The following is a 14,569-nucleotide window of genomic DNA, read 5'->3' as shown; positions in this document are numbered from 1 at the left end:
GTACGTACGTCCTCACTGGTCCTGGTCACGCTCGTCGAGGTCGCGCGCGTCGAAGGGGAATCCCGTGTAGGCCTCCGCCAGGTCGGTCTCGGCGGAGCGTGTGGTGGCGATCCGGTCGAGTCCGGCGAGCTGGACGCGGTCGTCGAAGGGGGTGGCGTCGGGGGCGCGGTGGAGCAGGGTCGTCATCGCGTACGAGAAGCGCTCGGCCTGCCAGACGCGGCGCAGGCAGTCCTCGGAGTAGGCCTCCAGGCGGCTCGGGTCGCCCTTCTCGCGCAGGAGGAGCAGGGCGCGGGCGAACGTGACGACGTCCCCGACGGCGAGGTTGAGGCCCTTGGCGCCGGTCGGCGGCACGATGTGCGCGGCGTCGCCCGCGAGGAAGAGCCGTCCGTGGCGCATGGGCTCGTGGACGTAGCTGCGCATGGGGGTGACGGACTTGGCGGTGACGGTTCCGCGCCGCAGGTCCCATGTGGGGTCATCGGTCTCCAGGCGGCGGTCCAGCTCGTCCCAGATCTCCTCGTCGGTCCAGTCGGCGGCGTCCGTGCCGTCGGGGACCTGGAGGTACGCGCGCGTGACGCTCGGCGACCGCATGGAGAGCAGGGCGAAGCCGCGGTCGTGGCGGGCGTAGACGAGTTCGTCGTGGGACGGCGGTACGTCGGCGAGGATGCCGAGCCAACCGAAGGGGTACGTGCGTTCGAAGACCCGGGAGAGCGCCTCGGGCACCGCCTTGCGGGCCACGCCCCAGAAGCCGTCGCAGCCCACTACGTAGTCGCACTCCAGGACGTCCTCGCGCCCCTGATGGCGGAAGCGGACTTGGGGGTTCTCGGTCTCGGCGCCCTCCACCGCCAGCGCCTCGGCCTCGAAGAGCAGCGGGCCGCCGTCCGCGAGCTGGAGGGCGATGAGGTCCTTGCAGACCTCGGTCTGGGCGTAGACGGTGACGGACCTGCCGCCGGTGAGCGCGGGGAAGTCGACGCGGTGCCTGCGGCGGTCGAAGCGGAGCTCGATGCCGTCGTGCGGGAGGCCCTCGCGGTCCAGGCGGGCCCCGGCGCCCGCCTCGCGCAGCACGTCGACGGTGCCCTGCTCCAGGATGCCGGCGCGCTGGCGCCGCTCCACGTAGGCGCGGTCGCGGCTCTCCAGGACGACGGATTCGACGCCGGCGTTGTGCAGGAGGCGGGCGAGGAGCAGCCCCGCCGGTCCGGCCCCGATGATTCCGACGGTGGTGCGCATCGATCGATCCCTCCGCTTTCCGCTTCCGAACGACGCTCACCCCGGGGCGACTTGTTCGCCTGGTGAACTTTCGTTCATAATGTGCTGACGGGAGTCTCCGGCCACGCCTGTGCGCTGTCAACGGTTGTGCGGCACCCGATTTCGTACGGCACGGAGAAGGAGCGGCGCCATGCCGGAAGAGTCGGTACGCCCCCTGGAGCGGGGCCTGGCCGTCCTGCGCGCGCTCGCCGTGGCGGAACCGGGCCAGGTGCGGCCCGGCGACCTGGTACGCGCCACGACCCTCGCCCGCTCGACCGTCGACCGGATCGTGGCGACCCTGATCCGGCTCGGGTACGTACGCGCGCGTGGGCAGGAGCTCCACCTCACCCCGCGCCTCATGGAGCTGGGCAACGCCTACCTCGCGGCCAGCGGCCTGACCGGGGAAGTGGCCGCGCGCACCGCCCGGCTCGCGGACGAGCTGGACGAGTCGGTGTCGCTGGCGGTGCCCGACGGCGACGGGGTCCGCTTCGTGACGCAGGCCGCGCGGCGCCGCGCGATGTCGGTGGCCTTCCGCATCGGGGACCTGCTGCCGCCCGAACGCTGCGCTCCGGGCGCGCTGTTCGCGGACGCGTGGGACGAGGAGCGCTGGGCGGCCTGGCGGGCCCGCGTGGCCGCCGGGCCCGCACGGGACGCCTTCCCCGCGCTGCCGCCGGGCCCCGCGCCCACGACCACCCCGGACCTCGCCGCCCGCGTGGCACAGGCCCGGGAGACCGGCTGGGCCCTGGACGACCAGCTGATCGAGCCGGGCCTGATCGCGGTGGCGGTCCCGGTCCGCGACACCACCGGGCACATCCGGTACGCCCTGTCGGTGGTCAGCCACACCAGCAGGTACACGGCGCGGGGCCTGGCGGAGGCGATGCTGCCGCGACTGCGGGCGGAGGCGAAGGGCTTGGAAGCCCTACGGGACACGGAACGGCCGGGTTCCTTCGAGACCCCGCCCACTGAGGGACTGCCGCCGGTGGGTCCGCTGCCGCTCACCGATCCGCCGCAGCCCTCCGACCCCACCGACCCCCTGGCCGCCAAGGAGGAGCTGGGTCCCGGGTTTCTTCAGTCCCTTGCCCGTGGGCTCGCCGTCCTTCGTGCTCTGGGGGAGGCCCGTGGTGACGGGCTGCCGCTCACCGCGCTCGCCGCCGCCACCGGTCTGCCGAGGGCCACCGCGCGGCGCTGCCTGCGCACACTGGAGCTCGCCGGGTACGCGGCCCACGACGGGCGCCTCTACCGGCCGCTCCCCCGCATCCTGGAGCTCGGCCACGCGGCCCTGTCCCGGCTCACCTTCGCCGAGCTCGCCGAGCCGCATCTGCGCGAACTGGCCGACCGGGTGCACCAGTCGGCGTCGGTGACCGTGCTGGACGGCACGGACATCCTGTACGTCGCACGGGCGGCCACGGTCCGTGTGATGAGCGTGCACATCACGGTCGGCACCCGCTTCCCCGCGTACGCCACCGCCATGGGCCGGGTGCTGCTCGCCGGGCTCCCGGAGGCGGAGCGCGAGCGCCTGCTGAAGGCCTCGGAGCCGCGCGCCCTCACCCCGCGCACCGTGACCGACCCGGCCGAGCTGGCCCGCGTCCTCGACCGCGCCGCCGCCGAGGGCCACGCCACCGCGGACCAGGAGCTGGAGGACGGGCTGCGCTCGGTGGCCGTGCCGGTCAGGGACGCGGCCGGGCACGTGATCGCCGCCCTGAACATCGCCCAGCACGCGGGCCCGGCCCCCCTGTCGCAGTCCCGGGACACCCTGCTGCCCGCGCTGCGCGCGACAGCGGCGGCCATCGAGGCCGACCTGCACACGGCCGCGCGCTTCAACGCGGTGCGGTTTCCCTAGCGAGGCGGGGAGAGCTGTGTGGCCGTCAGGCGCATGCCCCGGCCCTCTGGACACCGGTCCGTCACAGGGGACGGAGGTGCCCGGAGCCGGACTCGAACCGGCACGCCCCCGAGGGGCAGCGAGGTTTAAGCTCGCCGTGTCTGCATTCCACCATCCGGGCAGGCCATGGGCCCCGCAGCAAGGATTCGACCCTATCGGGAGGCATCCCCCGATCAGCGGACGGGGAGCCCGATGTTGTCTTATTTTATTGACGTCTGAGGGTGCATCAGCCGCCGGTACGGTCCATTGGTACATGCCGGAGGCCTTTCCACGCTCCCGGCCGGTCTCATGGGCCTCTGCGCGGAATGACGGAATTTAGCCTCCCGTCCGTTCCCGCCCCGGGCCCCGGGTCTCAGGGACGCACGTCATCCCCAGGTATGACAGGCCACCCCCGGGTCCGACTGGAGAGGGCCCCAGGAACCGGAACAGCGGCTGACTCCAGAGCCCTGATCGGCCAGCACGATGGAGTACGTCCCCACTCGTCGTCCCGACAGGAGCACCGTCCCGTGACCACCACCCCCTTCGCCGCCCGCGCCACCTCCGTGGCCGCACGCGCCACGGATCTCTCCAAGGTGTACGGACAGGGTGAGACCCAGGTGGTCGCCCTGGACCACGTGTCCGTCGACTTCGGGCAGGGCGAGTTCACCGCGATCATGGGCCCCTCGGGGTCCGGCAAGTCCACCCTCATGCACTGCGTCGCCGGCCTGGACAGCTTCAGCTCCGGCTCCGTGCGGCTGGGCGAGACCGAGCTGTCCACGCTCAAGGACAAGCAGCTGACCAAGCTCCGCCGGGACAAGATCGGCTTCATCTTCCAGGCGTTCAACCTGCTGCCCACCCTGACGGCCCTGGAGAACATCACCCTCCCGATGGACATCGCGGGCCGCAAGCCGAACAAGCAGTGGCTGGAGCAGGTCATCGAGATGGTCGGCCTCTCCGGGCGGCTCAGCCACCGGCCCACCGAACTCTCCGGCGGCCAGCAGCAGCGCGTCGCCGTGGCCCGCGCGCTCGCCTCGCAGCCCGAGATCATCTTCGGTGACGAGCCGACCGGCAACCTCGACTCCCGCTCGGGCGCCGAGGTCCTCGGCTTCCTGCGGAACTCCGTACGGGACCTCGGGCAGACCGTCGTCATGGTCACCCATGACCCGGTGGCCGCCTCGTACGCGGACCGTGTCATCTTCCTCGCGGACGGGCGGATCGTCGACGAGATGCTGCGGCCGAGCGCCGAGGGCGTGCTCGACCGGATGAAGGACTTCGACGCGAAGGGCCGCACGAGCTAGGGCCGCTTGGCCTTCACCGGTCACTTCGGCTCGCTGAATCGCTCAGACCGCGGGTCCGCCGTGGCTGGTCGCGCAGTTCCCCGCGCCCCTGAAGGGGCGCTCCCTCCTCGGCCCCCATCGACTCGCCCCCCTCACTTGGACTGACTCCCATGTTCCGTACCGCCCTGCGCAACGTGCTCGCGCACAAGGCCAGGCTGTTGATGACCGTGCTCGCCGTCATGCTCGGCGTCGCGTTCGTCTCCGGCACCCTCGTCTTCACCGACACCTTCGGCAACGCCTACAAGAACAAGTCGGCGAAGAGCTTCGACCACGTCTCCGTCGCCGTCCTCTCCGACGGCGGCTCGGGGGACGAGGAGAAGAAGCAGAAGCCCCGGCTCACCGACTCCCTCCTGAAGAAGGCCGGGGAGCTGCCCGGCGCCGAGTCCGCGCTCGGCTCCGTCTCCGGTTTCACCGCGCTCGCCGACAAGGACGGCAAGCTGGTCGGCGGCGAGTGGGGCACCACCGGCGCCAACTACTACCCGGGCAAGGACGGCAAGGACCCGCGCTACGACTTCACCGAGGGCGCCGCCCCGAAGTCCGCCGGTGACATCGCCCTCGACTCCCGTACCGCCGACCGCACCGGCTACCAGGTGGGCGACTCCGTCCGCTACTCCACCGACGGCCCGGTCCGCACCGCGAAGGTCAGCGGCATCTTCGACACCGACGAGGGCAGCGTCGTCGCGGGCGGCAGCCTGGTCGTCCTCGACAACAAGACCGCGCTCAAGGAGCTCAACAAGACGCAGTACGACGAGATCGACGTGAAGGCGGCCGCGGGCACCTCCGAGGCGGCCCTGGAGCGCTCGGTCGAGAAGATCCTGCCCGAGGACCACCCGACGATGACGGGCGGCGAGCTCAAGTCCCAGCAGGACGACATGATCGAGCAGCAGACCAGCTCCATGAGCCAGGTCCTGCTGATCTTCGCCGGCATCGCCCTCTTCGTCGGCATCTTCATCATCGCCAACACCTTCACCATGCTCGTCGCCCAGCGCACCAAGGAACTCGCCCTCATGCGGGCCATCGGCGCCTCGCGCCGCCAGGTGACGCGCTCCGTGCTGATCGAGGCCTTCCTCGTCGGAGTGATCGCCGCCGCGACCGGCTTCGCGCTCGGCATCGGTGTGGCCGTGGGCCTGGAGTCCCTGATGAACTCCGCCGGTGCCTCGCTGCCCTCCGGGCCGCTCGTCATCGCCCCGACCACGATCGTCGTGGCCCTGCTCATCGGCGTGGTCGTGACCATGCTGGCCGCCTGGCTGCCGGGCCGCCGCGCCGCGAAGATCCCGCCGGTCGCCGCGATGAACAGCGTCCACGCGACGCCGACCACGCGCGGTCTGGTGGTCCGCAACACCATCGGCTCGATCATCGTCGCGCTCGGCGCGGTGATGCTCTTCATGAAGGACAACTACGTGAAGTCGGGCGGCGCGGGCGTCATGCTCGTCGGCGTCATCGTCCTCACGCCGCTGCTGTCCCGCCCGTTCATCGCCGCCGCGGCCCCGCTCCTGAAGCCGTTCGGCGTCACCGGCAAGCTCTCCCGCCTCAACTCGCTGCGCAACCCTCGCCGTACGGCGTCCACCGCCGCCGCCCTGATGATCGGCCTCACTCTCATCACCGCCATGACGGTGGTCGCCACCTCCATGAGCAGCGCCATCAACAAGATGGCCGCGGGCTCCATGAAGGCCGACTACAGCATCTCCATGGCGAACTTCGAGCCGCTGACCCCCGAGGTCCGCGAGAAGCTGGACAGGCTCCCGGACGTCGAGGCGACGAGCCCGCTGCGCACCACGTACGGCGAGACCGACGGCACCTACGCCTCCGTCTCCGGCGTCGACCCGAAGACCTTCGGCAAGCTGGTGGGTCTGGACTTCACCAGCGGCTCGGTGGCGGGCCTGAAGTCCGGCGGCGCGCTCGTCGACACGGACACCGCCAAGGACAAGGGCCTCAAGACGGGCGACACCTTCCCGGTGAAGTTCGACGACGACGGCAAGACGGTCCGGCTGAAGGTCGCCGGGGTCTACGAGGGCAACGAGATGCTCAACGGCCTCTTCGCGCCGACCTCCGTCGTCGATCCGCACCTGACCAAGGTCGTCGACAAGCAGGTGCTCGTGAAGATGAAGGGCGGCGCCTCCGACAAGGCCGAGGACGCCATCGTGGATGCCCTCGGCGACAACCCCGCCATCACCGTCCAGGACAAGGACGCGATCAGCAACGCGGTGGCCGGCTCCATCAACATGATGCTGAACATGCTCTACGGCCTCCTGGCCATGGCCGTCCTGATCGCGGTGCTCGGCGTCATCAACACCCTGGCCATGTCGGTCTTCGAGCGCAAGCACGAGATCGGCATGCTGCGGGCCATCGGCCTGGACCGCGCGAAGGTCAAGCAGATGGTGCGCCTGGAGGCGGTCATCATCTCCCTGTTCGGCGCGGTGCTCGGCGTCGGCCTCGGCCTCTTCATGGGCTGGGTCGCGGGCGGCACCATCGCCAACTCGGTCACCACGTACGCCATGGAGATCCCGGTCGGCCGGATCGTGGTCTTCCTCGGGATCGCGGCCCTGGTCGGTGTCCTCGCGGCGGTCTGGCCGGCCCGCAGCGCGGCGAGGCTGAACCCGCTGATGGCCATCAAGAGCGAGTAGCGATACGAGGAGAGGGGCGAGGGGCGAGGGGTGAGGGGCCCCGGACGGCGATCCGTCCGGGGCCCCTCACGTACGTACGTACGCATGGACTACGCGCGCCACTCCCGGGCCCGCAGCGGCATCCCCGAGGCGCCGCCCTCGGGGGTCTTCACCGCGAGGACCTGGTTGACGCCGATGCGGTTGCGTTCGAAGGCGAGCGCGGAGGCGGCCATGTAGAGCCGCCAGATGCGGGCGCGGCCGGGCGAGGTGAGGCGCTGGGCCTCGGGCCACTTCGCCTCCAGGTTGGCGACCCAGCGGCGCAGCGTGAGGGCGTAGTGCTCCCGGATGGCCTCCACGTCGCGCACCTCGAACCCGGCGCGCTCCAGCAGCCCCACCGTGGTCCCCACGGGTGCCAGCTCCCCGTCGGGGAAGACGTACGCGTCGATGAACTCGTCGACCGTGTACGCCGATTCGTCGCCCTGCGGCCGGCGCGCGATCTGGTGGTTGAGCAGCCGTCCGCCCGGCTTCAGCAGGGCGTGCAGGTCGTGCGCGTACTCCAGGTAGCGCTCGGAACCGACGTGTTCGGCCATGCCGATGGAGGAGATCGCGTCGTACGGGCCGTCGCGCACGTCCCGGTAGTCCTGGACTCGGATCTCGATCCGGTCGGTGAGGCCCTCCTCGGCGATGCGTTTCCTGGCGTAGGCGGCCTGCTCCTGGGAGAGGGTGATGCCGACGACGGTGACGCCGTGCTCGCGGGCCGCGTGGATCGCCATGGAGCCCCAGCCGCAGCCGACGTCGAGCAGGCGCATTCCGGGCTTCAGGGCGAGCTTGCGGGAGATGAGTTCGAGCTTGTCTCGCTGGGCGTCCTCCAGGGTGGAGTCGGGCGAGGCCCAGTAGGCGCAGGAGTAGACCATCGAGGGGCCGAGCACCAGCTCGTAGAAGTCGTTGCCCACGTCGTAGTGGTGGCTGATGGCCCGCCGGTCGCTGCCCTTGGTGTGCAGATGGAGACGGCCGCGTCTGCGCATCTCCTCCGGGGGCGGCGCGGGCGGCAGGAAGGGCGCGGAGAGGGCGAGCAGTGAGCGGGCGGCGGCGCGGATGCGCGGGTCGCGCAGGGCCTGCGGCACGCTCCTCGCGTCCTCGTCCCGCTCCCAGATGAACTCGGCCATCCGGTCGAGCGCCTCGTAGAGATCCCCGTCGACGTCGAGGTCACCGGCGACCCAGGCGCGGGCCAGGCCCAGTTCACCCGGCTTCCACAGGAGGTGGCGGAGGGCGCGGCGGTTGCGTACGACGAGGGCGGGGGCGCCCGGGGGCCCGGTCTGCGAGCCGTCCCAGGCGCGGATACGTACCGGTAGCTCAGCTCCCATGAGCTGCTCGGCAAGGTCCTTCAGCCGCAGCGCGGCGTTCTGCATGGCGCACACCTCCGTGAGGTCGACCCCGGAACGGTCCCAATGGTCCGACACCACGTAAACACCGGAGGACCCCGTGCGCAGTCCCGTAGACGCGTCATGGAACGGCAAAACAGCTGCCAGGGGCACCTACTTGGTGTCCGGGTACGCCGGAGGGGGCCGCCCGCACCACGGATGGCGGGCGGCCCCCTTCGGGGTGGATCAGTGACGCGAGGTCAGGAGGCCTTGGCCTTCTCCTCGGCCTTGACCGCCGGGGCGGGCTCGGCCGCGACCTGCGGCTTCGGGGCCGGCTTGGCGGCCTCGTAGAACTCCTCGCGAGGCGCTTCCAGAGCACCGAGGGAGACGACCTCGCGCTTGAGGAACATGCCGAGCGTCCAGTCCGCGAAGACGCGGATCTTGCGGTTGTACGTCGGCATCGCCATGCCGTGGTACGCGCGGTGCATGTACCAGGCGAGACGGCCCTTGAGCTTGATCTTCATCTTGCCCATGACGATCATCGCGACGCCCTTGTGCAGGCCGAGACCGGCGACCGCACCCTTGTTGGCGTGGCTGTACTCCTTCTGCGGGAAGCCCCGCATGCCGGAGATCACGTTGTCGCCGAGGACCTTCGCCTGACGCAGCGCGTGCTGGGCGTTGGGCGGGCACCAGGCGTTCTCGTTGCCCGCCTTGCGGCCGACGAGGTCCGGCACCTGCGCGTTGTCGCCCGCGGCCCAGATGTAGTCCGTGCCCTGCACCTGGAGCGTGGTCCGGGTGTCCACGTGGCCGCGCGGGCCGAGCGGCAGACCGAAGCGGGTGAGCGCCGGGTTCGGCTTGACGCCGGCGGTCCACACGATGGTGCTGGAGTCGACCTCCAGGCCGTTCTTCAGGACGACGTGGCCGTCCACGCAGGAGTCCATCGACGTCGAGAGGTAGACCTCGACCCCGCGGCTCTCCAGGTGCTCCTTGCCGTACTGGCCGAGCTTCGGGCCGACCTCGGGGAGGATCTTGTCCGCGGCGTCGACCAGCACGAAGCGCATGTCCTCGCGCTTCACGTTGTTGTAGTACTTGGCCGCGTCGCGGGCCATGTCCTCGACCTCGCCGATGGTCTCCGCGCCCGCGAAGCCACCGCCGACGAAGACGAAGGTCAGCGCCTTGCGGCGGACGTCCTCGTCGGTCGTGGAGTCAGCCTTGTCCAGCTGCTCGAGGACGTGGTTGCGCAGGCCGATGGCCTCCTCGATGCCCTTCATGCCGATGCCCTGCTCGGCGAGGCCGGGGATCGGGAAGGTGCGGGAGACCGCGCCCATCGCGATGACGAGGTAGTCGAAGGGCAGCTCGTACGCCTCGCCCACGAGGGGGGCGATGGTGGCTACCTTCCGGTCCTGGTCGATGGTGGTGACCCGGCCGGTGAGGACCTCGGCCTTGGGCAGCACCCGTCGCAGCGGGACGACGACGTGCCGCGGCGAGATGCTGCCGGCGGCGGCTTCGGGGAGGAAGGGCTGGTAGGTCATGTACGACCGGGGGTCGACGACCGTGACGGTCGCCTCTCCGTAGCGCATCTTCTTGAGGATGCGCCGAGCTGCGTACAGGCCTACGTACCCACCGCCTACTACGAGGATCCTGGGACGCTCCGTGGTGCTCATGCCATCGAGTATCCACCCGTCCGGCGGGGGTCGCTCGTGCGCCCCTTCACAAGCATGGAGGGGGCCTCTGCTACACTTCGCCGCCCACGTGACCGAGGTCATGGCGCCCCAGGGGAACCACCGCACCACGCGAGTCGTTGCCCACCCCTTGTGAGCTGCCGCTCTGATTCCCGGGCGCCAGTGAACCACTGAACCGCTCGGCCTGCGGGCCACCCGCCCGGAACGCCCCCGTGACACCCCGGGGAGCCCACGGATGCCCTTTTCGGGGCCTTGGCACCTCGGAACCTTGCCCATCGGGCCCGAAATCCTTGTGAAGAACTTCACGAACTTTGTCGCCACAGCCTGCCGGAAACGAAGGTGGCACCACAAAGGACTATGAGTGGCACCACTCATGTGCCATGATGGCACCATCGATGGCGCGCCCCCCTCTGACCTTCGACAGCAGGGGTGAGCTATTCACAGGGTGGACGATTCAAAGGGGTCGGGGTCATGGAGAGAGCACAGAGCCAGGAACAGGCATCTTCCGGCACCTCCCGCACCCGCGGCCCCTTCGCCGCCTTCGCCCGGTTCGTCCTCTGCGGTGGCGGGGTGGGGCTCGCCTCCAGCTTCGCCGTGGCGGCGCTCGCCACCTGGCTCCCCTGGGCGCTGGCCAACGCCGTGATCACCGCGGCCTCCACGCTCCTGGCCACCGAACTGCACGCCCGCTTCACCTTCGGCGCGGGCCGCCGGGCGACCTGGCGCCAGCACGCCCAGTCGGCCGGCTCGGCGGCGGCCGCGTACGCGGTGACCTGCGCGGCGATGTTCGCCCTTCAGCAGCTGGTGGCGGCGCCCGGCGCGGTGCTCGAACAGGCCGTCTACCTGTCCGCCTCCGCGCTCGCAGGCGTGGCGCGGTTCGCGGTGCTGCGGCTCATGGTCTTCACCGGAACCCGCTCGGCCCCCGCCCGCCACATCGGCCCCGTCCCCGCGCTCCTGCCCCACGCCGCGACTCCGCCGGGTCCCACGGACCTGTGCCGGGCCGCCTGACAGAGACCGGCGGCGCCTCAGGCGATGGACCAGCCGATGCCGTCGAGGATGTCGTGCTCGCTCACGACGACCTCGCGGGCGTCGATCCTGTCCATGATCGCGAGCAGGACGAGGGCGCCCGACGCGATGACGTCGACGCGGCCCGGGTGCATCACCGGGATCGCGGCGCGCTCGGCGTGCGTGGTGGTCATCAGGCGTTCCGTGATGGAGGCGACCTGCTCGTAGGAGATCCGGGAGTGGTGGATCGCCCGCCAGTCGTACGTGTCGAGGCCGAGCGCGATCGCGGCGACCGTCGTCACCGAGCCCGCGAGGCCGACCAGCGTGCGGGCCTCCTTGAGCGGGACCGTCCGCTCGGCGAGGTCCAGGGCCGCCTCGATGTCCGCGCGGACCGCGGCGAACCGCTCCCGCGCCGGGGGATCGGCGACGGCTCCGTCGCGCACGAGGTGACGTTCCGTCATGCGGACGCAGCCGATGTCCACCGAGCGGGCCGCCCTGACGGAGTCGGCGCCGACCACGAACTCCGTCGAACCGCCGCCGATGTCCACCACCAGGTACGGCTTTGCCAGGTCGTCGCGGCCGGTGAGCTCCTTGGTCGCGCCCGTGAAGGAGAACTCCGCCTCCTGCGCGCCGGTGATGACCTCCGGCTCGACGCCGAGGATGTCCAGGACGCCCTGGACGAACTCGTCACGGTTCTCCGCGTCGCGCGAGGCGGACGTGGCGACGAAGCGGACCCGCTCCGCGCCGTGCGCCTTGATCGCCTCGGCGTACTCGCGGCAGGCCGCGAAGGTGCGCTCCAGCGCCTCGGGGGCGAGGCGGCCCGTCCTGTCCACGTCCTGGCCGAGGCGGACGATCGTCATCCGGCGGTCGAGGTCGACGAGTTCGCCCGTGGCCGGGTCGGCGTCCGCCACCAGGAGGCGGATCGAGTTCGTGCCGCAGTCGATGGCGGCGACCCGGGTCACGCGTCGCCCTCGGGGGCGCACGGTGTGACGCAGGGGCCCTTGGCCCACCACTCGGGCAGCATCGCGATGGCCTCGTCGCCGAGGGGGTTCACGCCGGGGCCCGCGGCCAGGGAGTGGCCGACCAGGACGTGCAGGCACTTCACGCGGTCCGGCATGCCGCCCGCGCTCGGGAAGCCCTCCAGGACCTCGATGGCGTCGCGGCGCGCGAGGTAGTCCTCGTGCGCCGCGCGGTACGCGGCGGCCAGCTCCGGGTCCGTCTTGAGCCGCTCCGACATCTCCTTCATGACGCCGTTGGCCTCAAGGGTGCCGATCGCGGAGGCGGCACGCGGGCAGGTGAGGTAGTACGTCGTCGGGAAGGGCGTGCCGTCCGGGAGGCGCGGCGCCGTCTCCACGACGTCCGGCTGACCGCAGGGGCAGCGGTGCGCGATGGCCCGCAGGCCGCGCGGCGGGCGGCCGAGCTGCTGCTTGAAGGCCTCGACGTCGGCGTCGGTCGGCTCGGTGCGCGGGGTGGTCGGCGGACCAGAAGGGGTCTGCGCGGAGCGCTGTCCGTGAGGGGCGGTGGCCGGGTGACGGGGGGGCGTTTCCATGCCTGTCTTTCGTGTCAATGAGTCAGTTTGCGGGGCGGTCGGCCTTGTCCACGCCGTCCCAGACGTTCGAGTACCAGGGGCGCGGGGCCACCTCCTGGTCCGGGCGCCGGCTGTTCACCGCCGCGGGGTCGATCACCGTGAATCCGGTCTCGCCGGGCATCACGTAGTGCAGGCGGTCCCGGATGCGCTGCTCCGCGTACGCGTCGTCCTGCCAGCGGGCCTTCTCGTCGCGCAGCCTCTCGACGTCCTCCTGGCGCTCGGCCTGCTGCCGGCGCAGGTCGTCGATCTCGGCGCGCTGCGACACGTACTGCCTTATCGGGTACGCGAGCGCGACGACCATGGAGCAGATCACGAGCGCGAGGAGCGCCGCGCGGCCGGTGAGCCGGGAGCGGCGCGCCTGGCGCTTGGTCTGGGAGCGGTAGACGCGCTCGGCGGTCTGCTCGCCGAGCAGCCGCAGGCGGGTAGCGGTGGAGTACCGGTCCTTGGGCCCGGCCTTGGCCATGGTTCCGCCTCCCCAGAGCAGCGCGTATACGTACGTACGTCCCCGCACACGGTACGGGACCGGGTGCGGGGACGTAGGTAGGTGACTACGTGGTGCCCACTACTCCGCGGAGCGGAAGCGCGGGAACGCGCTGCGGCCGGCGTAGACCGCGGCGTCGTCGAGGATCTCCTCGATGCGCAGGAGCTGGTTGTACTTGGCGACGCGCTCGGAGCGGGCCGGGGCGCCGGTCTTGATCTGGCCGCAGTTGGTGGCGACGGCGAGGTCGGCGATGGTGACGTCCTCGGTCTCGCCGGAGCGGTGGGACATCATGCACTTGAAGCCGCTGCGCTGGGCCATCTCGACGGCGTCCAGGGTCTCGGTCAGCGAACCGATCTGGTTGACCTTGACGAGCAGGGCGTTGGCCGAGTTCTCCTCGATGCCGCGCGCCAGGCGCTCCGGGTTGGTGACGAACAGGTCGTCGCCGACGAGCTGCACCTTGTCGCCGAGCTTCTCGGTGATGGCGTTCCAGCCGGCCCAGTCGTCCTCGAAGAGCGGGTCCTCGATGGAGACGAGCGGGTACGAGGCGACGAGCTCCTCGTAGTACTCGGTCATCTCGGCGGCCGAGCGCTCCTTGCCCTCGAACTGGTACTTGCCGTCCTTGTAGAACTCGGACGCGGCGACGTCGAGCGCGAGGCCGATCTGCTCGCCGGGGATGTAACCGGCCTCCTTGATGGCCTCGAGGATGAGGTCGAGGGCGGCGCGGTTGGAGTCGAGGTTCGGGGCGAAGCCGCCCTCGTCGCCGAGGCCGGTGGCCAGGCCCTTGCTCTTCAGGACCTTCTTCAGCGTGTGGTAGACCTCGGTGCCCCAGCGCAGCGCCTCGGAGAACGACTCGGCGCCGATCGGCGCGATCATGAACTCCTGGATGTCGACGTTCGAGTCGGCGTGCGACCCGCCGTTCAGGATGTTCATCATCGGGACGGGCAGCAGGTGCGCGTTGGGTCCGCCGAGGTAGCGGAAGAGCGGCAGGTCGCTGGTCTCGGAGGCGGCGTGCGCGACGGCGAGGGAGACGCCGAGGATGGCGTTGGCGCCGAGCGAGCCCTTGTTGTCGGTGGCGTCCAGGTCGAACATGGCCTGGTCGATCAGGCGCTGCTCGGTGGCGTCGTAGCCGACGAGCTCCGGGCCGATCTGCTCGATGACGGCGAGGACGGCCTTCTCCACGCCCTTGCCGTGGTAACGGTTGGGGTCACCGTCGCGGAGTTCGATGGCCTCGAAGGCACCGGTGGAGGCACCGGACGGGACGGCGGCACGACCGGTGCTGCCGTCGTCGAGGCCGACCTCGACCTCGACCGTGGGGTTGCCTCGGGAGTCCAGGATTTCCCGGGCTACGACGACGTCGATGGACGGCACGAGCATCTCCTTCTGGGAGTGTGACGCGTAAACACGATTACGCCGGG

At 70.9% G+C, this 14,569-nt stretch carries 11 protein-coding genes and 1 tRNA gene; 4 read left to right on the top strand and 8 right to left on the bottom strand.

Features of this window, described 5'->3' with window-relative positions; genetic code table 11:
- Nucleotides 1-12 precede the first annotated feature (12 nt).
- The gene (locus ACWDZ7_RS15625; RefSeq protein ID WP_451797335.1) at nt 13-1,224 is read right to left on the bottom strand and encodes a 4-hydroxybenzoate 3-monooxygenase; all 1,212 of its coding nucleotides are present in this window, start codon (nt 1,222-1,224) and stop codon (nt 13-15) included.
- Nucleotides 1,225-1,393: 169 nt separating this feature from the next.
- Between ACWDZ7_RS15625 and ACWDZ7_RS15620 the strand changes: the two genes are divergently transcribed.
- The gene (locus ACWDZ7_RS15620) at nt 1,394-3,082 is read left to right on the top strand and encodes an IclR family transcriptional regulator domain-containing protein (RefSeq protein ID WP_451797333.1); all 1,689 of its coding nucleotides are present in this window, start codon (nt 1,394-1,396) and stop codon (nt 3,080-3,082) included.
- A 77-nt stretch (nt 3,083-3,159) separates the two neighbouring features.
- On the opposite strand, the gene ACWDZ7_RS15615 is transcribed toward ACWDZ7_RS15620, so the two are convergent.
- Nucleotides 3,160-3,242, bottom strand: a tRNA-Leu gene (locus ACWDZ7_RS15615).
- A 385-nt stretch (nt 3,243-3,627) separates the two neighbouring features.
- Between ACWDZ7_RS15615 and ACWDZ7_RS15610 the strand changes: the two genes are divergently transcribed.
- Nucleotides 3,628-4,398, top strand: coding sequence for an ABC transporter ATP-binding protein (locus tag ACWDZ7_RS15610; RefSeq protein WP_451797331.1), 771 nt, complete (start codon nt 3,628-3,630; stop codon nt 4,396-4,398).
- Nucleotides 4,399-4,547: 149 nt separating this feature from the next.
- Nucleotides 4,548-7,061, top strand: a complete 2,514-nt coding sequence (locus ACWDZ7_RS15605) for an ABC transporter permease (RefSeq protein ID WP_451797330.1) — start codon at nt 4,548-4,550, stop codon at nt 7,059-7,061.
- 89 nt (nt 7,062-7,150) lie between these two features.
- Here ACWDZ7_RS15605 and ACWDZ7_RS15600 read toward each other — a convergent pair whose 3' ends face one another.
- Both ACWDZ7_RS15600 and ACWDZ7_RS15595 read right to left on the bottom strand, forming a co-directional pair.
- A complete protein-coding gene (locus ACWDZ7_RS15600; RefSeq protein ID WP_451797459.1) occupies nt 7,151-8,449 on the bottom strand; it encodes a class I SAM-dependent methyltransferase in 1,299 nt (432 codons plus the stop codon).
- A gap of 212 nt (nt 8,450-8,661) precedes the next feature.
- Nucleotides 8,662-10,065, bottom strand: coding sequence for an NAD(P)/FAD-dependent oxidoreductase (locus tag ACWDZ7_RS15595; protein ID WP_451518024.1), 1,404 nt, complete (start codon nt 10,063-10,065; stop codon nt 8,662-8,664).
- 489 nt (nt 10,066-10,554) lie between these two features.
- On the opposite strand from ACWDZ7_RS15595, the gene ACWDZ7_RS15590 reads away from it, so the two are divergent.
- Nucleotides 10,555-11,088, top strand: a complete 534-nt coding sequence (locus ACWDZ7_RS15590) for a hypothetical protein (RefSeq protein ID WP_451797329.1) — start codon at nt 10,555-10,557, stop codon at nt 11,086-11,088.
- 17 nt (nt 11,089-11,105) lie between these two features.
- Here ACWDZ7_RS15590 and ACWDZ7_RS15585 read toward each other — a convergent pair whose 3' ends face one another.
- The 4 genes from ACWDZ7_RS15585 to eno form a co-directional block, all read right to left on the bottom strand.
- Nucleotides 11,106-12,047, bottom strand: a complete 942-nt coding sequence (locus ACWDZ7_RS15585; protein WP_451797328.1) for a Ppx/GppA phosphatase family protein — start codon at nt 12,045-12,047, stop codon at nt 11,106-11,108.
- On the bottom strand, nt 12,044-12,634 hold the full coding sequence (locus ACWDZ7_RS15580; RefSeq protein WP_451797327.1) for a DUF501 domain-containing protein: 591 nt from the start codon (nt 12,632-12,634) through the stop codon (nt 12,044-12,046). Before ACWDZ7_RS15580 ends, ACWDZ7_RS15585 begins: the two co-directional genes overlap by 4 nt.
- A 22-nt stretch (nt 12,635-12,656) precedes the next feature.
- Complete coding sequence (locus ACWDZ7_RS15575) at nt 12,657-13,136, bottom strand: FtsB family cell division protein (protein WP_451797326.1); 480 nt, start codon at nt 13,134-13,136, stop codon at nt 12,657-12,659.
- 99 nt (nt 13,137-13,235) lie between these two features.
- On the bottom strand, nt 13,236-14,522 hold the full coding sequence (gene eno / locus ACWDZ7_RS15570; protein ID WP_451797324.1) for a phosphopyruvate hydratase: 1,287 nt from the start codon (nt 14,520-14,522) through the stop codon (nt 13,236-13,238).
- Nucleotides 14,523-14,569: the final 47 nt, after the last annotated feature.

This window comes from Streptomyces sp. NPDC003032 (assembly GCF_053591415.1).
Note: the sequence above shows the minus strand (reverse complement) of the source record. Positions and strands in the feature narration are given on the sequence as shown.